Raw genomic sequence first — 19,174 nt, 5'->3', positions numbered from 1 at the left:
AGTTGTGACACATCGGTCGCCGTGACGATCGATGTGTCACAGCTGGCGGCGAGCCGTCGCCCTAGTCGTCGCTCCCGATCTGCTGCAGGACCGCGTCGGCGACCTCGGTGGTGCTCGCCGTCCCGCCGAGATCGGGCGTGCGGACCCCGCCGGTGAGGGTCGCCTCCATCGCGGAGACGAGCTCGGCGGCCGCCTGGGGGTGGCCCATGTGGTCGAGCATCATCGAGGCGGCCCAGATCTGGCCGAGCGGGTTGGCGATGCCCTGCCCGGCGATGTCCGGGGCCGAGCCGTGCACCGGCTCGAACATCGAGGGGTGCTCGCCCTCGGGGTTGAGGTTGCCCGACGGGGCGATGCCGATGCTGCCGATGATGGCCGCGCCCAGGTCGGTGAGGATGTCGCCGAAGAGGTTGGAGGCCACGACGACGTCGAACCGGCCGGGGTCCAGCACGAACATCGCCGACAGGGCGTCGATGTGGTAGTCGCGGACCTCCACGCCCGGGTAGTCCTTCGCGGTCTCGTGGACGACCTCGTCCCAGAACGGCATCGTGTGGATGATGCCGTTGGACTTGGTCGCCGAGGCCAGGCCACCGCGGCGCGAGGCGGCCAGGTCGAGGGCGTAGCGGGCGGCGCGTTCGACGCCCCGCCGGGTGAAGACCGACTCCTGGACGGCGAACTCCTCCGGGGTGCCGCGGTACATCCGGCCCCCGACCTCGGAGTACTCCCCCTCGTTGTTCTCCCGCACGACGAGGAAGTCGATCTCGGTGCCCTCCTTCAGCCGCAGGGGGCACTCGATCCCGGGCAGCAGCCGCACCGGCCGCAGGTTGATGTACTGCCGGAACGCCCGCCGGATCGGGATGAGCAGGCCCCACAGGGACACGTGGTCCGGCACCCCGGGGTAGCCGACCGCCCCCAGCAGGATCTGGTCGGCCTGCGCCAGCTGCTCCAGCCCGTCCTCGGGCATCATCCGGCCCGTCCTGGTGTAGTGCTCGCAGCTCCAGTCGTGGTGCTGCCAGGCGAAGGTGATGCCGTGCCGGCGCCCCACCGCCTCGAGGATGCCCAGCGTCGGCTCCATCACCTCGGTGCCGATCCCGTCGCCGGGGATCACGGCCACCCTCACCTGCTCGCCCATCGTCACAGCCTTCCGTTCAGTCGCAGCACCCCGCGCAGGAGCGCCGAGTGGTCCAGTCGTCCGTCGCCGTTCGCCACGGCGGAGGTCATCAGCTGGGCCAGCAGCCCGCCGACGGGGAGCACCACGCCGGCCTCTCGGGCCGCGCCGGTCACGATGCCCAGGTCCTTGTCGTGCAGCTCCACCCGGAAGCCGGGCTCGAACCGCCGCTCGGCCATGTTGGCCCGCTTCTGCTCCAGGACCGCCGACCCGGCCAGCCCCCCGCCCAGGACGTCGAGGGCGGGACCCAGCTCGACGTCATACCCCTCGAGGAGGGCGACCGCCTCGGCCAGCACCTGCAGGTGCCCGGCGACGATCAGCTGGTTGGCGGCCTTGACGGTCTGGCCCGCGCCGGAGGGCCCGACGTGGACGACGGTGCGCCCGACCACCTCGAGCAGGGGCCGCGCGGTCTCGACGTCCTCCGCCTCGCCCCCGACCATGATCGACAGGGTGGCGTTGCGCGCACCCGCCTCGCCGCCGGACACGGGGGCGTCGAGCATGCGCAGGCCCCGCTCGCGCGCCTCGTCGGCCATGCGGCGCGCGACGTCAGGCCGGATGGTGGAGAAGTCGACGACCAGGGTGCCGGGCCGGGCGTGCTCGAGGACCTGCCCGTCCCCCAGCAGCACGTCCTCCACGTCGGGGCCGTCCGGCAGCATGAGGCAGACGACGTCCGCACCCTCCACGGCCTCGACGGCCGAGCCGCAGGCGGTCCCGCCGGCCTCGACGAGCGGCCCGGTCTTCTCCGGGGAACGGTTGTGGCCGCGCACCTCGTGCCTGGCCTGCTGCAGGTGCACGGCCATGGGGCTGCCCATGATCCCCAGGCCGACGAAGGCGATCGTGCTCATCGCTCGCTCCTGTCCACGGGGTCGGTGACCGACACCCTACGGGCCTCACCCGAGCAGCAGAAGACCCCTTCCCAGCGCGGCGGCACCGCCGAGGGCCGCGACCACCGTGGCCGTGCGCCGGGCCGCGGTCGCCGAGACCCGGTCCGCGAGCGCACCGCCGAGGGCGATCCCGACGAGCACCCCGCCCACGACGACGAGGGCCAGCCACCACGGCGGCACCCAGGCCGTCACCGGGGCGACGAAGGTCTTGGCCAGCACGGACAGCCCGCCCATGACCATGAAGACCGGCTGCATGGTGGCGGCGAAACCGGCCTGCCCCCACCGCACCAGCCGGGCGTGGACGATCATCGCCGGCCCGGCCACGCCCGCGATCGTGTTGAGGGCGCCGCCGACCAGCCCGGCCCCGGGCGTGACCCACCAGCGCCGCACGTGCGGGAGCCGGCCGAGGTGGTCGACGAGCCAGCCGGTGCCCAGGCCCAGCAGGACGACGGCCCCGACGGTGATCTGCAGGGCCGGGCCGGGCAGCGCCCCGACGAGCAGGGCCCCCAGGACGGCTCCCGGGACCGCCGCGACCCCGATGAGGAGCGCCCGGCGCCACTCGACCGCGCGCCGCACCGCGACGGTCAGCATGAAGCGGAGACGGTGGTGGTGGCGTTGGCCACGAGCACGCCCGGCCCGGCCCCCAGCAGCACCGCGAGCAGGGGCGCCACCACCAGGCCCATCCCCAGGCCGGACACCCGTTGCAGGGTCGCCCCGACGACGATCGCGACCACGATGAAGGCGATCATCGGGGCCGTCAGGGTCATGGGCGGCAGTCTCGCACCCTCGCCAGCACCTCGCGGACCACGGCGTCCGGCTGCCGCTCGGGCAGCCAGTGGCCGGCGTCCACCTCGACGAACCGGTAGTCCCCCCTGACGTGGCGTGCCGTCCGTTCCGCGGCGGCCCGGCCGAGGAAGGGGTCGCGGGACCCCCACACGTAGGTCGTGGGCACGGCCACCGGCCCGACCCGCAGGCCGCCCCGGCCGTCCCGGGCCGGCCGAAGGGCGGCGCGGTACCAGTTGAGCGGACCCCGCAGCGCGCGCGCCCGGCCCAGCCGCGCGGCATACCGCCGCGCGTCCTGGTCCGGCAGCCCCGTGCGTCGGAGGCCACCGGAGCGCAGCATCCGGGCGAGCCCGCGCTCGGGCAGGACCGGGAGCTGGAAGGCGAGCATGTACCAGCTGCGGCGCCCCTGGTCGGCGTGCCGGAACGCCCAGGCGAGCGCCGACGGGTGCGGCGTGGACAGCACCACCAGGCTCGCGACCCGGTCGGGATGCACGGCGGCCAGCGCCCAGGCCACCGCGCCGCCCCAGTCGTGCCCGACGACGTGCGCCCGCTCCACGCCGGCCGCGTCGAGGAGCGCGACGACGTCGGCGACGAGCTCGGGGATCCGGTATGCCGTCACGCGCCGCGGGCGGGCGCCGGCCGAGTACCCGCGCTGGGAGGGGGCGAGGGTCCGCAGGCCGGCCGCATGCAGGAGGGGCGTCACCCGGTCCCAGGCGGTGGCGTCCTGCGGGAAGCCGTGGAGCAGGACGACGGTCTCGCCGTCGCCCGGGCCCGCGTCGAGGACCTCGAAGGTCAGGCCGTCGCGGGTGAAGGTGTCCACCCGGCGGATGCTACCGACGTGGCCCGGTCCGGGGTGCGGACGCGGTCAGGAGACCCTGATCCACACCCCGCCGAGCTCGGCGTGCTCGGCGCACTCGGAGGCGCCGGAGCTGACCATGAGCGCGGGGGCGGGCGCGGCGGGATGGTGCCGCCCGTCCCGCGGAGCACGGGCTCCGCCAGGACGGCCGTGGACCCTGCCGGGCACCCCAGGGACTCCTCGCTGCTGGTGAGGACGAGGTCGCCCGAGGGGTCGATCGAGACCTCGCCGACGTCGTCGGGGGTCGAGAGCAGCTCGCCGTCGTCGTCGAGGACGTAGCGGCCTGTCTCCGAGTCCTCCGGCGTCGTCACGACGAGCACACGCCCGGTCCCCTGCTGCAGCCAGGCGCGGGAGACGTGCGGGAGGCCTCTGACCTCAGTGGGGGCGTGGTGCACCCTGGCGCTCTCGGCGTTCCCCTCCGGAGTGGTGCCGGTCCACACCAGGTCCGCGCCGGCCTCGGACATCGGCGAGAGCCGGATCCAGGACATCTGGTCCACGCCCGCGCAGGGGCTGTCGGAGGCGGCGGTCCGGACGACCCGCCCACCCAGGCGGCCGTCGTCGGTGAGGCGGAGCGCCCAGTCGCACATCTCCTCGGGCAGCTCGATCCCCGTCGGGGTCAAGGTGTAGGACACCGGCCCCTCGACGTCGGTCCCCTCGTGGGTGGGGTCGACGAGGGTGACGGTGCCGTTGCGGTGGAAGTTCCACAGCTCGCCGCTGAAGTCTGCGGTCAGCCAGACGCCCGCGAGGCTCTCCACGTCCAGCGGCAGCTCGGTCACGGGCTCGGGGACGGGCGCCGCCGGCTGCGGCGCCGCCGTCTCCTGCAGCTCTCGCCAGCCCACGACCCCCGCCAGCACCAACGCGCCGACGGCCGCGGCCGCGACCAGGCCCGTGCTCCAGCGCCGCCGTGAGGTTGCCTGCTCCCGCCGGTGGACGAACCGTGCTCGGCGTGCACGAGCTCCTCGTCCGTGACCGAGACCTCGCGGGCCACGGTCTGCAGCGAGCTGCGCAGCGACTCGTCGATGTTCATCGGGTCTCCTCCAGGGTGGTCAAGAGGGTCGCGCGGGCACGGCGGGCGTGGCGCTTGACCGACCCGGTGCTCAGTCCCAGCAGCGAGGCCGTCTCCGCCTCGCTCAGCTCGAGGAAGTAGCGGCAGACGATGACCTCGCACTGCCGCCGGGGCAGGGCACGCACGGCCTCGACGAGCCGGTGCGCCTCGTCCCGGTCGACGACGGACACGCTCGTGTCCGGTGGCGGGCTCGGCTCGAGCCACCCGGGACGGGACCGTTCCCTGACGAGGGTCCTGATCCGGGAGCGGGAGAGGTTGAGCACGCTGACGCGCAGGTAGCCCAGGGGTGCGGTCCGGTCGCGGAGGGTCGACCAGTGGCTCTGCAGCGAGCAAAAGGCCTCCTTGACCACGTCCTCCGCGCTGCACCGGTCCCCCAGCAGGCAGTACGACAGGCGCAGCAGGCCCTCGTAGTGCTCCCGGAACAGGCTCTCGACCACCTCGTCCCTCGTGAGCTCCACGGCCTCGGGCCGGACCTGGCCGACGGGGGTGGTGGCGGCGTCCGCGTCCGCGGGCGCACGCGGCTCCCGCCCCGCCTGCGACATGCCTGTCACCGCCTCTTCGGCTACGTCCCTCATGCCCACTAGTCGCATCCGACCCCATCAGGTTGACACGTTGGGCCGACCGGTGGGGATACGCGTCCGGCGGGAACCGGGGACGTCCGCTCCGGCGAGGTGTTCCTCGACGGGGCGGTGCGGCATACCCCTCAGGTCCCCATGGTCACCACGGCCCGGCCCGTGACCTCCCCGGCCCGCAGCGCGGCGTAGGCGGTGTCGACGTCGGCCAGGTCGAAGGTCCGGGTCACCACGTCCCGGTAGCGCAGCACGCCACGGTCGGCGAGGTCGACGACCGCCGGCAGGTCGGTCCGGGTGCGGGCGCCGTAGTTGGCGATGATCCGCAGGCTGCGGCGGACCATGAGGTTGATCTCCACCGGGGCGTCCTGGCCGGCGCGGCCCAGGCCGACCGGGACCATCCGGCCGCCGGGGGCGAGGAGCTGCAGCGCGAGCTCGAAGGTCTCCGGGCGGCCGAGCACCTCGAGGCCACGTCCACCCCACGTCCCCCGGTGGCGGCGAGGACCTGCTCCCGGGCGTCGGGGTCACGCGAGTCGACCGTGACCGTCGCCCCCATGCGGGAGGCGGCAGCCAGCTTCTCGGCGTCGACGTCGACCGCGACCACCTCGGAGGCACCGAAGGCCCGGGCCAGCTGCACGACGTTGGACCCGACGCCACCGACGGCGACCACGGCCACGCTCTCCCCCGGGTGCAGGTCGGCCGCCCGACGCACCGCCCCGTACGCGGTCAGCCCGGCGCACCCGAGGACCGCGGCGGGTGCGAGCTCCATCCCCTCCGGGACGGGCGCGACCGCGGTGGCGGGGACGACGGCATACTCGGCCAGCCCTCCCATGGAGTACATCGCCACCGTCTCGCCGTCGGTCGTGCGTAGCCGGCTGGTGCCGTCGAAGAGCTGGCCGCCCAGCCGGTTCCTGGCGAAGAACTCCTCGCACAGGTCGTCCCGGCCCTGGACGCAGTACCGGCAGCGGCCGCAGGGCATGAGGAAGGCGCCCACGACGGGCTGCCCGACGGCGAGGCCGTCCCGCCCGGCGCCGGGTCCGAGGGCCGCGACCGTGCCGGAGATCTCGTGCCCGAGCACCGCCGGCCGCGGGAAGGCGATGTGCCCGTCCAGCGCGTGCAGGTCGCTGTGGCACACCCCGCAGGCGGTGACCTTCACCAGAACCTCGTCCCGCTGCGGCTGCGGCACCGGCAGGTCCTCGAGGACGAGGTGGCCGTCCTCGCGGCACACGGCCGCGCGCATCGTCGTGGGCAGTGACTCGGCTGTCATCATCGTCTCCCTCGTCGGTCTGGCGGACTGCCCCCGATCATGCCGTGGGCGGGCTCGGCACCGGGCGCAGCGGACGTTACGCGGTCGCGCCCGCCAGCACGGACGCCAGCTCGACCAGCGAACCCACCTGCCGGTCGGCGGCGGCGAAATGGGCGGGGTATGCGGTGCCGTTCCGGTCCAGCCACGCCGTCGCCAGGCCCGCCTGGTGGGCACCGTGGACGTCCCATGGGTGGACGGCCACCAGCAGGGCGTCGGCCGGGGCGACACCGCACACGTCGAGGGCGTAGGCGTACGCCTCTGGCGCAGGCTTCCACCGCGGGGCGTCCTCCACCGACAGCAGCCGGTCGAAGGCGTCGCTCAGGCCGTGACGCTCGAACAGCCCCCGGGCCACCGAGGTGGAACCGTTGCTCAGGGTCACCAGGGGGGCGCCCAGCTCGCCGAGCGCCCGCACGCCCTCGACCACGTCCGGGTGCACGCCGAGCTGGCCGAAGCCGGCCATCACGTGCTCGACGGCCGTCGCCACGTCGTCCACGTGCGGGGCCAGCATGCTGCCCAGCACGTCCCTGCCGACCTCGGCGAACGAAGGGTTCGACCCGGCCGCGGTCAGGGCGAAACCGTCCCGCAGCAGCGCGGCGAACCACGTCCTCGCCAGATGCTCGGGTGCTCCGACGGCGTCGAACCGCTCCCCCATCGGGCTCATGTCCGACAGCGTCTCGTTGACGTCGAACACGATGAGGTCTGGTCGACTCTGCATCCCGGAACGCTACCGCCTGCACCCGGGAAGCAGGAGGCGCCGCCACCGGGTTACCCCGGTGTGGAACGAGCAAGGGACCGTGGGGTCTGACCGCTCGCAGACCTTCGCGGAGGTCGTCGAGCCTGAGATCGAGGTGATGCTGCGCGTCGCCTACTCCCTGACGTCGCGGCACGCCGACGCGGAGGACCTGGTCCAGGAGGCACTGCTGCGTGCCTACCGGGCGCTGGACCGGTTCGACGGGCGCCACCCCCGGGCCTGGTTGCTGACGATCCTGCGCCGGACCCACCTCAACATGCAGCGGCGCACCCGCCCCGACCTCGTCGACGACTGGTCGGTGCTGCAGGGTCACCGCCCGGCGTTCGGCGCGGCCACGACGGCCAGCTCCGAGCAGACCTACCTGGACGCGACCCTACCCACGCAGCTGGTGCGCGCCCTCCGGGAGCTGGATCCCCGGTTCCGGGCGGCTGTGCTGCTCGTGGACGTGCACGACCTGTCCTACGCCGAGGCCGCCGCCGTGCTCGGAGTGCCGGTCGGCACGGTCATGTCTCGCTTGTCGCGCGCCCGTGACCGGTTGCGCCGACGGCTCGGACCCGATGTCCTGACGCAGGGAGGATCCTCATGAAGCAGTCGTTGCGGCAGATGCTGGAGTGCCGCTGGTCCGCCAGGCACGTCCAGCGCTACCTGGACGCCGACCCCTCGGCGTCCCTGACCCCGCAGGAGGTGCAGCGGCTCGAGGAGCACCTGGACGTGTGCGCGCGCTGCACGCAGGTGGTCCAGGAGCACCGGGCCCTGCACCATGCCCTGACCCTGACGCTGGGGCCGACCAGCCTGCCTGACGAGGACGCCGTGGACCGTCTGCGTCGGTTCGTCGCAGGCCTCGACGAGGAGGGGCCCCCGTCCTGAGCCGGCACCCCCAGCCTGCTCAGGCGTCCTCAGGCCCCAGCTCGGTGAAGATCTCCACGGTGCCGGTCAGGGTGCGGTGGACCGGGCACTTGTCGGCGATCCGCAGCAGCGCCTCCCGCTGCCCCTCCGACAGGTCCGGATCCACGGTGATGGTCCGGTCGATCCGCTCCAGACGTCCCTCGGTGGTCTCGCACTCCTGGCAGTCCCTGGCGTGGATCCTGCTGTGCCGCACCGTGACTGTCGTGGACCCGTAGTCCCAGCCCTTCCGCCGGGCATACATCCGCATCGTCATCGAGGTGCAGGCGCCCAGCGCCGACAGCATCACCTGGTAGGGATCGGGCCCTTCGTCGTCGCCCCCGGCGGCGGTCGGCTCGTCCAGGACCCAGGTGTGCCGTCCCGCCTCTGCGGTGTGCGCGTAACCCGAGTCCGCGTCGCGCTCGATCACCCGCACCCCTTCCAGGACCGGTTCGGTGGCCAGGGCCGTCGACACCGCCCGGGCCGCCTCGTCCGCCGGGGCCTGCGACTCCGCCACAGGGTCGGCGGCGGTGGGCTCGGGCACGTAGCGTGCGCCCCAGGTGGCGATGATCCCGGCGGCGAACTCGGCATCGGCGTGGTCGGAGAGCAGGTGGTCGGCACCGTCCAGGGCGACGAACGACCGGGGGTGGCTGGCCGCGGCGAAGATCTTGCCCGCCTGCTCGATCCCGACGACCCGGTCCTGCGGCGAGTGCAGCACGAGCAGCGCCGCGTCCATCGCCCCGAGCCGCTCGGCCTGGGACTGCTCGGAGATGTCGTCCAGGAAGCGCCGGCCGATGACGAACGGGCGGCCGCCGATGTCGACCTTGAGCCGGTCCTCGCCCTCGTCGCTGGGGCGGGCCCCGCGCAGCAGGTGGCGGACGTGGTCGGTCGACGCCGGAGCGGCAACGGTGACGACGGCCCGGACCGTGTCGATCTGCCCGGCGGCGGCGATGGCCGCCGCGCCGCCGAACGAGTGCCCGACGAGCAGCCCGACCTCGCCCCACTCGCGCCCCATCCACCGCGCGGCCGCCACGAGGTCCTCGACGTTGGTGGTGAAGGTCGTCTCGGCGAAGTCGCCCGCGGAGTCGCCCAGGCCGGTGAAGTCGAACCGCAGCACGGCATACCCCCGTTCGGCCAGCATCCGGGAGATGCGTGTCGTGGCGTGCGCGTCGCTGGTGCACGTGAAGCAGTGCGCCATGACCGCATAGCCGCGCGGTCGCCCGTCGGGGAGCTCGAGGGTGGCTGCCAGATCGTGCCCCTGCGCCCCCGGGAAGCTCACGTCCCGGACGGTCGTCCGGTCGCCGTCGCTGCGCTGCTGCTGGGTCTGTCCCACGTCGTACCTCCGCGTCGTCTCCTCGGTGACCGTACCCGGGAAGCGGGTGGGCGGGTCACCGGGTTCCCGTCCCGAGCGGCTCCCGATCCCCGGGAACCCCGTGAACGAGGAGGACCACCGTGCAGCGCATCCCCGCCGTCACCACCCGGACCGCACCGCAGGCCTCGACCGCGGCGTTGACGGCCATGAGCAGGCGGACCGGCCGGACCATGGCCATCCACGCCACCATGGCGTCCTCGCCGGCGGTCATCAACGCCTACACCGGGCTCGTCGGCGCCCTCGGCGAGCACGGCACGCTCGACGCGGCCACCCGCGAGACCATCGCCCTGACGGTGGCCGGTGCCAACGACTGCGACTACTGCGAGGCGGCGCACACAGCCGCCGGCCGGCGCGCGGGCCTGTCCGAGGAGCAGATGGTCGCGGCCCGGACCGGCCAGCGCCTGGACGACCCCCGGCTGGGCACCATCGCCGACCTGGCCAGGGAGGCCACCACCAGCGCCGGCCACGTCCAGGACGCCACCTGGGAGGCCGCGCTGGCCGCCGGCTGGACCGAGGAACAGCTCACCGAGACGTTCACCCACGTCATGGCCAACGTCTTCACGAACTACTTCAACCACTACGCCGGCACCGAGATCGACCTGCCGGCGGCTCCCGCCGCCTGACGCACCAGCGACCGGGAACCCCGGCCGGGAAAGACCCACGACGAAGGAGTCCCGTCATGAGCACCACCGCCACCGTCCCCCGCACCACGTCCACCCCGCTGCTGACCTCCGTCACCCACGGCGCGCTCGGCGGCCTGGCCGGAGGCCTGGTCTTCGGCATCCTCATGCACGTGATGGGGATGATCCCCATGGTCGCCCAGCTCGTCGGCTCCACGTCCCCGGCCTCGGCTGGGGCGTCGTCTGGTGGGTCCTGGGCGCGCTCCTGGCCATGCCGGTCGCGCTGGGCATGCCGGTCGCCCAGCTCGACGGCACCAGCCTGATGAGCCTGATGGGCCATCTCGTCTTCGGCGGCGTCCTCGGTCTCGTCGTGGCGTTCACGCGGCGTCCCTGAAACCCCAGGCACCCGACCCCTGCCGTCACCGCCGACCGGTCCCCACGGAACGGCCGGCGGTGGCAGGCTGGGAGGTCCCGCCACCCACCCCGAGGAGCCACCATGGACGCACCCCGCTACGAAGACCTCACCGCCCTGCTCGTCAACTGCTCCCTGACGCCGGACCCGGCCCGCTCCCACACCGGCCGGCTGCTCGACGTCGTGGCCCACCTCATGACCGGCGCCGGCGTCACGGTGGACCGCCTGCACGCGGTCGGCCACGACATCGCCCCCGGCGTGCAGCCCGACATGCGCGAGCACGGCTGGGAGACCGACGAGTGGCCCGACCTGTGGCCCCGGGTCCGGGCCGCCGACATCCTCGTGCTGGGCACCCCGATCTGGCTGGGCGAGGAGTCCTCCGTCTGCCGGCGCGTCGTGGAGCGGCTCTACGCCATGTCCGGCCAGCTCAACGACGCCGGCCAGTCGATTTACTACGGCAAGGTCGGCGGGGCGGTCATCACCGGCAACGAGGACGGCGTCAAGCACACCGCGATGTCGCTGCTGTTCGCGCTGTCCCACCTGGGCCTGACCATCCCGCCCCAGGCCGACGTCGGATGGATCGGCGAGATCGGGCCCGGCCCCTCCTACGGCGACCCGCGCGAGGACGACGTGCCGGTCGGCTTCGACAGCGACTTCACCCGCACGAACGCCACGATCATGTCCTGGAACCTCATGCACACCGCCGACCTGCTGCGCCGGGCAGGCGGCCTGCCGACCTACGGCAACGACCGGGACGCGCTCCAGGGCGGCGAACGGTTCGGCTACGCGACCCGGAACCGGTGAAGACCGACGGCTGACCGGACCGGCTAGAGCCAGCGGGGCAGTGCGGGCGCCGAACCGGCGTCGCCCCGCCCGGTGAGGTATGCCGCCAGCTCGGCGGCCGTGCCCCGCGCCTCGGGCGAGGCCGGCGGGTCGTCGGGCTCGCCGATGCGCCAGGTGCGCTCCCCAGCCTCGTCGTGCAGCCAGAGGACGGGGTGCCCGCCCTCGGCCACGGCCGCCGTGCGCTGCGCCACGACGTCGTCCACCAGGTCGTGCAGGAACCCCTCGGGCAGGTCGTCGAAGGACACCCCGGCCCCCAGGTCGACGGCGTGGATCATCACCTCCCGGGCCCGCATCCAGGGCACCTCGGTGGCCTCGACCATCCGCCCCTGGCCGGTGCGCACGCGGTGCTCCCACTGCTCCTGGGACAGCTCGTCCAGGTCGGCCCGCAGGGCAGCGGCGGAGGTGGTGAACCAGTCACGCACCTCCGGGGCGGGCCGGGACGAGCCGGTCTCGATGTCGGCGTCGCGCTGCTCCCGGGAGGCGTACATGGGCGTCTCGACCCCCGTGCGCGCCCAGGTGACGAGGTTGCACAGGGCCTCGGCGTTGGCCGCGGCGTGCGCGACCACGTGCGCCCGGCTCCATCCCTCGAGGCGCGACGGCGCGCGGAGCTCCTCGTCGGCGAGCCCGGACAGGACCCTGGCGAAGATGTCGGTGCCCTCGTCGGCCCAGGCGAGCGACCGGGTCAGCGGCGGTGCCATCAGGACCGGGCCTCCTCGTCGAGCCAGCCGGCCAGCACCTCGGCGACCTCGCGTGGCTGCTCGGCCGGGGCGAGGTGGGCCGACTGCTCGGCGATGACCAGCGTGGCCCCCGGGATCGCGGCCGCCAGCCGCTCCTGCGACTCGGGGGGAACGACCTGGTCGTGCCGCCCGCCCAGTACGAGCACCGGCACGGACACCTTCGTGAGCCAGGGGCGCAGGTCGGCCACCGCCAGGGCCTCGCACACGCGGGCGTACGACTCGTCGTCGGCGTGCTCGAGACTGGTCAGCAGGGCCGCGGTGTCACGGGCCTCCCGCTCGACGAACCCTGGGGCGAACCACCGCTGCCTGGACCCCTCGACCATGCTGGACGTCCCGTCGCGGCGGACGGCGGCGGCCCGCTCGTGCCAGCCGTCGGCCGTCCCGACCTTGGCGTCCGAGCAGATGACCGCGCTGCCCGTGAGCCGGTCGTCCGCCCCCGCGCGGCCGGTGGCCAGGGCCAGGCCGACGAGTCCACCCACGCTCACCCCCGCGTACGCGAACGGCGCTCCCGGTCGGTGCCGCTCCACGAGGTCGACGACGGCGCGGCCGAGGTCCTCGACCGTGAACACCTCGCCGGACGGTTCCCCGTCCCCGTGCCCCGGCAGGTCCCAGCCCAGCACGTCCACCTCGTGGTCCCCCAGGTGGCGGGAGCACTCCTGCCAGAGGGCGACGACACCTGTCCCCAGCGAGGGACCGACCACCAGCAGGCGTCGTCCGCGGTCGGGGGTCAGCCACTGCCCCGTCAGCACCGGTCCTGTCATCGCGGTCCGTCCGTCCTGGTCATGAGGACAGGTTCCCACGACTCGGGGGTGGCGTGGACGTCCCGGGTCACCGGCGAGGCCGCCAGCACCCCATCGACCAGGGCAGGCAGCTCCGCGAGCTGGTTCGTCGTGACCTCCAGGAGGCTCGTCGCGCAGCCGGGGCACATGACAACGTCCTCTGGTCGTTCTCCTTCCTCCCCCCAAGAATGCTCCCGTTCCCGCTTCACCGACAGGATGTGGCCGCCGGATGCTGCGGTGACGTCGCTCACATCGCGCGAGGCGTGCGAGCACGGCGAAAATTCGTCGGTCCCCACCCTCCTCCGACCATGGTGCGGCCGGTCCCCGGCTGGACCTCGGATCCGCGTCCCCCACCCGCAGACCGGCGAGGCCCACCGGCGGACCGGGCCGGACGACGGCATACCGAGGATTGCTCCCCCGACCCGTCCGCGCCCTAGATTGACCTCCCATGGAGCAGCCTCCCGCCGCCTGGAGACCCGACACCCTGGCCGTCCGCGGCGGGCTGATGCGCAGCGGGTTCGACGAGACCGCCGAGGCGCTCTACCCGACCTCCGGCTACGTCTACTCCAGCGCCGAGGAGGCCGACGCGGCGTTCGGCGACGAGATCGAGCGGTTCGTGTACTCGCGCTACGGCAACCCCACGGTGGCCATGCTCGAGGAACGGCTGCGGCTGCTGCACCAGGCCGAGGCGTGCCAGGTGACGGCCTCGGGCATGTCGGCGGTCTTCACCACCCTCGGCGGGCTGTGCGCGCAGGGCGACCGGATCGTCGCCTCCCGAGCGCTGTTCGGCTCCTGCTTCGTGGTCGTCGACGAGGTGCTGCGGCGCTGGGGCGTGGAGGCCACGTTCGTCGACGGCACCGACCTGGACCAGTGGGCGCAGGCGCTGTCGACGCCGGCGACGGCCGTGTTCTTCGAGACGCCGTCCAACCCCACGCAGGAGCTCGTCGACATCGCCACGGTCAGCGAGCTCGCGCACGCGGCCGGGGCGGTCGTGGTGGTCGACAACGTCTTCGGCACGCCCGTCTTCTCCCGTCCCCTGGACCACGGGGCCGACGTCGTCGTCTACTCCACGACCAAGCACATCGACGGCCAGGGCCGCGTGATGGGCGGGGCGATCGTGGGGCCGGCCGAGCTGGTCGGCGGCCCGATCCGCACCCTCGTGCGCCACACGGGCCCGTCCCTGTCCCCCTTCAACGCGTGGGTCACCCTCAAGGGTATGGAGACGCTCACCCTGCGGGTGGAGCGGATGGCCGCGAGCGCGCTGGCCCTGGCGACCGAGCTCGAGGCCGACCCACGGGTGCGGCGGGTGTTCCACCCGTGGCTGCCCTCGCACCCCCAGCACGAGCTCGCGCGCCGGCAGATGACCGGCGGTGGGACCGTCGTCACCTTCACCCTCGACGGCGGACGGGCCGAGGCGTTCCGCTTCATGAACACCCTGCAGGTGGTGGACATCTCCAACAACCTCGGGGACGCGAAGTCGCTGACCACCCATCCGGCCACGACCACCCACCGCCGGCTGCCCGAGCAGGCACGGGCCGCGGCCGGGATCGAGGAGGGCACCGTGCGCCTGTCGGTGGGGCTGGAGGACCTGGACGACCTGCGTGAGGACGTGGCGAGGGGCCTGGCCGCGGCGTTCGGCTGACCGTGCACCACCTCGACGTGCTGGTGCTCGGTGCCGGTCAGGCGGGCCTGTCCACGGCCTACCACCTGCGGCGGCGCGGGTTCGTGCCCGCGGGCGGCGAGGGTGACGACGACCCGAAGGCCCCCGGCACCTACCTCGTCCTCGACGGCGAGGAGGGTCCCGGCGGCGCCTGGCGGCACCGGTGGCGCTCCCTGCGGATGGCCACGGTCAACGGGATCGCCCAGCTGCCGGGGATGCCCGTGCCCGAGCCGGACCCGTGCGCGCCGAGCTCGGAGTTCCTCGTGGACTACTTCGCCCGCTACGAGGACGAGTTCGACCTACCCGTGCTGCGGCCCGTGAAGGTGCGGCGGGTGGAGCGCGAGGACGACGACCCGCGCGGACGCCTGCGGGTGGAGACCTCGGCCGGGACCTTCTCGACCCGCGCGGTCGTCAACGCCACCGGCACCTGGCGCAAGCCCTTCTGGCCGATCTACCCCGGGCAGGAGACCTTCGCCGGCCGACAGCTGCACGTGGCCGACTACGTCGCGGCCGAGGAGTTCGTCGGGCAGCACGTGGCCGTCGTCGGCGGCGGCATCTCGGCCGTGCAGCTGCTCGACGAGATCTCCCGGGTGACGACCACCAGCTGGTTCACCCGCCGGGAGCCGGTCTGGCGGGAGGACGACTTCGACGCCGACGCTGGTCGGCAGGCCGTGGCGATGGTCGAGGAACGGGTCCGGCAGGGCCTGCCCCCGCAGAGCGTGGTCTCGGTCACGGGCCTGCTGCGCACCCCCACGCTGCGGGCGGCCCAGGAACGCGGCGCCCTCGACCGCCGGCCGATGTTCACCGAGATCGTCCCCCAGGGGGTCCGCCTGGTCGACGGGTCGGTGCTGGCGGTCGACGTGATCCTGTGGGCCACCGGCTTCCGGGCCGCCCTGGACCACCTGGCACCGCTCGGCCTGCGGGGCCACGGCGGCGGCATCCGGATGGAGGGCACGCAGGTGGCCGACGAGCCCCGCGTGCACCTCGTCGGCTACGGGCCCTCGTCGTCCACGATCGGCGCGAACCGGGCCGGGCGCGCGGCGGTCACCGCCCTGGCGAACGAGCTCGGCATACCCTGACCTCGTGCCGGACGACTTCCTCATCGCCCGCAACCCCGAGGAGGGCACCTCGCTGCCCTACCTGCTGCGCGTCCCGCTGGGGCCGGAGGGCGTGGTGCTCTAGGCGCGCGACACCTGGCCGCGCACCGGCAAGGTCTACTGCCACCGCGCCGCGGGCTGGCCCCGCGACCCGGAGATCGTCGAGGCCGTGCCGACCCGCTCGTGCGTGCGCCGCGGGGCGAGCATCGAGCTCGTCCTGGCCCGCGGCCGGGAGAACCGCTCGCAGTTCGTGCTCACCCGCGTCCGCGGCGGCCGCGAGGCGATCTTCTGGCAGACCGCTCGGACGGCGAGGCAGGCGCGGCCCGCGGTCGCCCTCCCCACGGCCCGCGCCTCCGGCGTCGCCGACCTCGAGGTGCTCGTCGACAGCCACGAGCGCTACGCCTGGACGTTCGACCACCAGCAGGTCCTCACCCGCCGCCATTCGCTGGTCGCCGGCGACTACGGCGTCGAGGTCGACGGCCGGCTCGTCGCCTCGGTCGAGCGGAAGTCGCTGCCGGACCTGGTCGCCACCCTCACGAGCGGCCGGATGCGCTACGTGCTGGCCGACCTGGCCGTGCTCCCCGCGGCCGCCGTCGTCGTGGAGGAACGCTACTCAGCCGTGTTCACGCTCGACCGGGTCCGTCCTGCCGTCGTCGCCGACGCCCTCGGCGAGTGCCAGGCACGCTTCCCGGCCGTGCCGATCGTGTTCTGCGAGAACCGGTCCCTGGCCCAGGAGTGGACCTACCGCTTCCTGGGCGCGGCGCTCACCCATGCCGCCGAGGAGGCCCACGTCGGCGGCGAGGCGAGCCCTCTGCCGTCCGCGCGGCCGCCCGCCCCTGCGCAGGTGCGGGCGTGGGCGCGGCAGGAGGGGTATGCCGTCTCCGACCGCGGTCGGATCCCCCAGGAGGTCTGGGCCGCCTTCGAGCGGAGCGGCGGACGTGCCGTCGGACCGGACCGGTAGCCTGCGCGGATGACCGACTGGCTGGAGCTGACGCTGGAGGTCATGCGCGACCGGTCGCACGCGTCGTGGAAGTTCCTCGACGACGAGGAGCTGCTGACGGCGCTGGCGGCCCGCCGTGCCGTGGCCGCCTACCTGCCCGGTGCCGCCCTGGCCACCCGGGACCTGGTCCTGCTGCGGCTGGCGGTCTCGCCCGAGGGGCGGGTGGCCCTCCTGGACGAGGCGGGCGCGCCGGTGCCCGGTCCGCCGGTCGAGGAGTTCGTCGAGGAGCTGCTGGCGGAGCTGCGGACGTGCGCGGCCGTGGGCCCGGAGGAGCTCGTCGGGCCGCCGTGGCTGCCGGTCCCGGAGATCGTCGAGGCCGCACGCCGGCCGGAGGAGGACAGCCGGGTGGTCTACGCCTACCGCGGCGACGACACCGTCCTCGCGGCCGCCTTCGCCCGCGACCTCGGGATGCCGCTGACGGCCCACCGGGTGGACGGCTGGGTGGTGGTGGCGACCGGGTTCGGGCCCGAGCGCGTCCTGGCCGGGCCGCCGCGCCGGTTCACCGGCGGCTACCCGTTCGCCGTCCTCGACCGGCGCGGCGAGCGACGCGTCTTCCTCTGGGCGGCCTCGGCCAAGGAGTCCGACCTGCGCGTGGCCGCCGACCACCAGCCGCGCCTGGTCCCCGCCCCGCCGGACGGCGCCGACGCCGCGGCGGTGGACCTCGCGGCCTGGCTGGCCGACCCGGCGGATCCGGCCGAGGCTCCGGAGCGGCCCGAGGGCATGACCGACGAGCAGCACCGGGTCCTGCTGGGCTGGCGCGGCGCGCACCGCGTCGGCACGGACTTCCTGCGCGAGGTCTCCGCGGCCTTCGGCCTGCCTCCGGTGGCGGCCGAGCTGGTGGAGAGCCGCCCGGGCGACCCCCAGCCGGAGGGCGGCACGGTCCTGCGGCCCGCGGCGACGGGCACGCAGTTCGTCGCCGAGGCGATGGCGGGGCTGGACGACGAGGAACCGACCGGCCGCACGCCGTGGGCGGCGCTCGAGCGGCTGCTGTGGCGCCACCCCGGGGCAGCGGTCGGCCTCGGGATCCTCGAGCTGCTCGTCGCGGCCCTGCTGGCGGTGAGCGTGCTCGCCGGGGACGGCCACTGGTGGCGGTGGGTCCTCGCCGCCGTCTTCGCGCTCGGCGGGCTGGCCCACCTCGTCGAGGCGGTCCTGCGGATCAGGCGTCGAGGCGGCGTACGTCCAGGGTGAACCCCTGCCCCCGCAGGGCCTCGACCAGCGCGTCGCCGAGCGCGACGGCGGGGGTGAGCACCCCGCCGGGTCCCGAGCCGCGGGTGGCGAGCAGCGTCAGCGCCGCCTGCCCGAGCATCACCGACGTGGCGGCGTAGCCGGGGTCGCCCTGGGCGGCGACGGTGGCGGCATACCGGGTCCCGTCCTCGGTGGTGGTGACGGTCTCGGTGCGGAACGAGCCCGCCTCCCGCCTCGCCCTGTCCGGCCCCTCCCCCGGCGCGGGGAGCAGCCGGTCGACCACCCGACCGACGACCGGCAGCGCCAGCGAGCCCATGAGCGCACCGAGCCCGCCGACCAGAGCCTGCGCACGCAGCGCGCCCTTCGCGCCACGCCCGGTGGGGACCAGCTCGCGGTAGCGGAACCGCCGGCCGTAGCCACCCCCGGTCAGCGCGTGCGAGCGCCGGACGACGCGGGTGTTGTACGGACCCATGAAGAACGGTGCCGCCCACCGGCCGCTGCCCTCCTCCACGAACGGCCGCCAGGGGTCGCGCTGGCCGGGCGCGCCGGTCGCCCCGCCGCTGAGCGCCTCGGGGTCCAGGACGACGCGTCGCAGGGACGGGTCCTGCCGCATCCGCTCCAGCTGCGCGCGCAGGGAGTCGATCGTGCCGCCGCTGATCCCGCCGCGCAGCCGCCGCACCCACAGCGTCGTGTCGGTCAGCCCGCCCGCGCCGTCGGCCTGCGCCGCGCGGTGCAGCAGGTGGACGCCCAGGTCGGAGGGGACGGAGTCGAACCCGCAGGAGACGACGATGCGCGCGCCCGTGCCGCGGGCGGTCTCGTGCGCCCGCTCGATCGCCTCGCGGACGAAGAGCACCTCCCCGGTGAGGTCGGCGTAGTCGGTGCCCTCCTCGGCGCAGGCCACGACCAGGGGTATGCCGTAGCGCTGGTAGGGCCCCACCGTGCTCACCACGACCGCGGAGCGGGCGGCCATCGCGCGCAGGCTCGCCTCGTCGGTCGCGTCGGCCCGGACGAGGGGCCAGTCGGCGGCCCGCGCACCGAGGGTCGCCCGGACCTGGGCCAGCCGGTCGAGGGAGCGGCCGGCCAGGCCCACGCGCACGCCCTCGGGGGCGGTTGCGGCCAGGTGCTCGGCGACGAGCCGGCCCACGAAGCCGGTCGCGCCGTAGAGGGTGATGTCCAGGTCGCGTGCGCTCTGCGTCATGGGTCCATC

The 19,174-nt window shown here is 74.4% G+C and carries 20 protein-coding genes and 3 pseudogenes; 9 read left to right on the top strand and 14 right to left on the bottom strand.

Translation table 11 applies throughout. From position 1 onward, the window contains the following. Window positions 1-61: 61 nt before the first annotated feature. The 10 genes and pseudogenes from BJF81_RS12000 to BJF81_RS11965 form a co-directional block, all read right to left on the bottom strand. The gene (locus BJF81_RS12000) at window positions 62-1,129 is read right to left on the bottom strand and encodes a tartrate dehydrogenase (protein WP_075958672.1); all 1,068 of its coding nucleotides are present in this window, start codon (window positions 1,127-1,129) and stop codon (window positions 62-64) included. A gap of 2 nt (window positions 1,130-1,131) precedes the next feature. Continuing rightward, window positions 1,132-2,022: pseudogene (locus tag BJF81_RS11995) on the bottom strand (NAD(P)-dependent oxidoreductase); the annotation flags it as partial. A gap of 33 nt (window positions 2,023-2,055) precedes the next feature. Next, a complete protein-coding gene (locus BJF81_RS11990; protein ID WP_237770224.1) occupies window positions 2,056-2,640 on the bottom strand; it encodes a TSUP family transporter in 585 nt (194 codons plus the stop codon). Next, window positions 2,634-2,816: a hypothetical protein gene (locus tag BJF81_RS19775; RefSeq protein WP_237770223.1), complete on the bottom strand. Its 183-nt coding sequence runs from the start codon at window positions 2,814-2,816 to the stop codon at window positions 2,634-2,636. Before BJF81_RS19775 ends, BJF81_RS11990 begins: the two co-directional genes overlap by 7 nt. Continuing rightward, complete coding sequence (locus tag BJF81_RS11985; RefSeq protein ID WP_237770222.1) at window positions 2,813-3,652, bottom strand: alpha/beta fold hydrolase; 840 nt, start codon at window positions 3,650-3,652, stop codon at window positions 2,813-2,815. Before BJF81_RS11985 ends, BJF81_RS19775 begins: the two co-directional genes overlap by 4 nt. Then, window positions 3,625-4,527, bottom strand: a complete 903-nt coding sequence (locus tag BJF81_RS11980) for a hypothetical protein (protein ID WP_143780823.1) — start codon at window positions 4,525-4,527, stop codon at window positions 3,625-3,627. Before BJF81_RS11980 ends, BJF81_RS11985 begins: the two co-directional genes overlap by 28 nt. 184 nt (window positions 4,528-4,711) lie before the next feature. Continuing rightward, complete coding sequence (locus tag BJF81_RS11975) at window positions 4,712-5,296, bottom strand: sigma-70 family RNA polymerase sigma factor (RefSeq protein WP_083664191.1); 585 nt, start codon at window positions 5,294-5,296, stop codon at window positions 4,712-4,714. Window positions 5,297-5,457: 161 nt separating this feature from the next. Further along, window positions 5,458-6,092, bottom strand: a pseudogene (locus BJF81_RS21110) (zinc-binding dehydrogenase). Between the two features lie 63 nt (window positions 6,093-6,155). Further along, window positions 6,156-6,563: pseudogene (locus tag BJF81_RS21105) on the bottom strand (alcohol dehydrogenase catalytic domain-containing protein); the annotation flags it as partial. 103 nt (window positions 6,564-6,666) lie between these two features. Further along, on the bottom strand, window positions 6,667-7,344 hold the full coding sequence (locus tag BJF81_RS11965; protein WP_075958536.1) for a haloacid dehalogenase type II: 678 nt from the start codon (window positions 7,342-7,344) through the stop codon (window positions 6,667-6,669). 79 nt (window positions 7,345-7,423) lie between these two features. Here BJF81_RS11965 and BJF81_RS11960 point away from each other — a divergent pair, with 79 nt between their 5' ends. Both BJF81_RS11960 and BJF81_RS11955 read left to right on the top strand, forming a co-directional pair. Then, window positions 7,424-7,966: an RNA polymerase sigma factor gene (locus BJF81_RS11960; RefSeq protein ID WP_075958535.1), complete on the top strand. Its 543-nt coding sequence runs from the start codon at window positions 7,424-7,426 to the stop codon at window positions 7,964-7,966. Beyond that, window positions 7,963-8,247, top strand: coding sequence for a zf-HC2 domain-containing protein (locus BJF81_RS11955; protein WP_075958534.1), 285 nt, complete (start codon window positions 7,963-7,965; stop codon window positions 8,245-8,247). The genes BJF81_RS11960 and BJF81_RS11955 overlap by 4 nt, the downstream gene beginning before the upstream one ends. Before the next feature lie 19 nt (window positions 8,248-8,266). Here the strand turns inward: BJF81_RS11955 and BJF81_RS11950 are convergent, their stop codons facing one another. Then, window positions 8,267-9,595 (bottom strand): bifunctional alpha/beta hydrolase/OsmC family protein, encoded by a 1,329-nt coding sequence (locus BJF81_RS11950; RefSeq protein WP_083664189.1) that lies wholly within the window; start codon window positions 9,593-9,595, stop codon window positions 8,267-8,269. Between the two features lie 119 nt (window positions 9,596-9,714). On the opposite strand from BJF81_RS11950, the gene BJF81_RS11945 reads away from it, so the two are divergent. From BJF81_RS11945 to BJF81_RS11935, 3 genes are all read left to right on the top strand, one after another. Beyond that, window positions 9,715-10,257: a carboxymuconolactone decarboxylase family protein gene (locus BJF81_RS11945; RefSeq protein ID WP_075958533.1), complete on the top strand. Its 543-nt coding sequence runs from the start codon at window positions 9,715-9,717 to the stop codon at window positions 10,255-10,257. Window positions 10,258-10,313: 56 nt separating this feature from the next. Beyond that, complete coding sequence (locus tag BJF81_RS19770) at window positions 10,314-10,577, top strand: hypothetical protein (protein WP_075958532.1); 264 nt, start codon at window positions 10,314-10,316, stop codon at window positions 10,575-10,577. A gap of 173 nt (window positions 10,578-10,750) precedes the next feature. Then, complete coding sequence (locus BJF81_RS11935) at window positions 10,751-11,470, top strand: flavodoxin family protein (protein ID WP_075958531.1); 720 nt, start codon at window positions 10,751-10,753, stop codon at window positions 11,468-11,470. A 23-nt stretch (window positions 11,471-11,493) separates the two neighbouring features. On the opposite strand, the gene BJF81_RS11930 is transcribed toward BJF81_RS11935, so the two are convergent. Together BJF81_RS11930 and BJF81_RS11925 are read right to left on the bottom strand one after the other, a co-directional pair. Continuing rightward, entirely contained in the window at window positions 11,494-12,207 is a 714-nt protein-coding gene (locus BJF81_RS11930; RefSeq protein ID WP_075958530.1) for a maleylpyruvate isomerase family mycothiol-dependent enzyme, read from the bottom strand. Further along, window positions 12,207-13,007, bottom strand: coding sequence for an alpha/beta fold hydrolase (locus BJF81_RS11925; protein ID WP_075958529.1), 801 nt, complete (start codon window positions 13,005-13,007; stop codon window positions 12,207-12,209). Before BJF81_RS11925 ends, BJF81_RS11930 begins: the two co-directional genes overlap by 1 nt. Window positions 13,008-13,473: 466 nt before the next feature. Between BJF81_RS11925 and BJF81_RS11920 the strand changes: the two genes are divergently transcribed. The 4 genes from BJF81_RS11920 (at window position 13,474) to BJF81_RS11905 (ending at window position 17,970) form a co-directional block, all read left to right on the top strand. After that, window positions 13,474-14,667 carry an O-succinylhomoserine sulfhydrylase gene (locus tag BJF81_RS11920; protein ID WP_075958528.1) on the top strand — a complete coding sequence of 398 codons (1,194 nt, stop codon included), beginning with the start codon at window positions 13,474-13,476 and terminating at the stop codon, window positions 14,665-14,667. Beyond that, complete coding sequence (locus tag BJF81_RS11915; protein ID WP_446740559.1) at window positions 14,664-15,764, top strand: NAD(P)-binding domain-containing protein; 1,101 nt, start codon at window positions 14,664-14,666, stop codon at window positions 15,762-15,764. Before BJF81_RS11920 ends, BJF81_RS11915 begins: the two co-directional genes overlap by 4 nt. Before the next feature lie 187 nt (window positions 15,765-15,951). Continuing rightward, on the top strand, window positions 15,952-16,743 hold the full coding sequence (locus BJF81_RS11910; protein WP_237770220.1) for an Lsr2 family DNA-binding protein: 792 nt from the start codon (window positions 15,952-15,954) through the stop codon (window positions 16,741-16,743). Window positions 16,744-16,752: 9 nt separating this feature from the next. After that, window positions 16,753-17,970, top strand: coding sequence for a hypothetical protein (locus BJF81_RS11905; RefSeq protein ID WP_075958527.1), 1,218 nt, complete (start codon window positions 16,753-16,755; stop codon window positions 17,968-17,970). Here the strand turns inward: BJF81_RS11905 and BJF81_RS11900 are convergent. After that, window positions 17,939-19,165, bottom strand: coding sequence for a saccharopine dehydrogenase family protein (locus tag BJF81_RS11900; RefSeq protein WP_075958668.1), 1,227 nt, complete (start codon window positions 19,163-19,165; stop codon window positions 17,939-17,941). The genes BJF81_RS11905 and BJF81_RS11900 overlap by 32 nt on opposite strands. Window positions 19,166-19,174: the final 9 nt, after the last annotated feature.

The sequence above is a fragment of the Ornithinimicrobium sp. CNJ-824 genome (genome assembly GCF_001942405.1).
Lineage (GTDB): Bacteria > Actinomycetota > Actinomycetes > Actinomycetales > Dermatophilaceae > Ornithinicoccus > Ornithinicoccus kibberensis.
The sequence above is the reverse complement of the archived record's forward strand: the minus strand, read 5'-3'. Positions and strand labels throughout refer to the sequence as shown.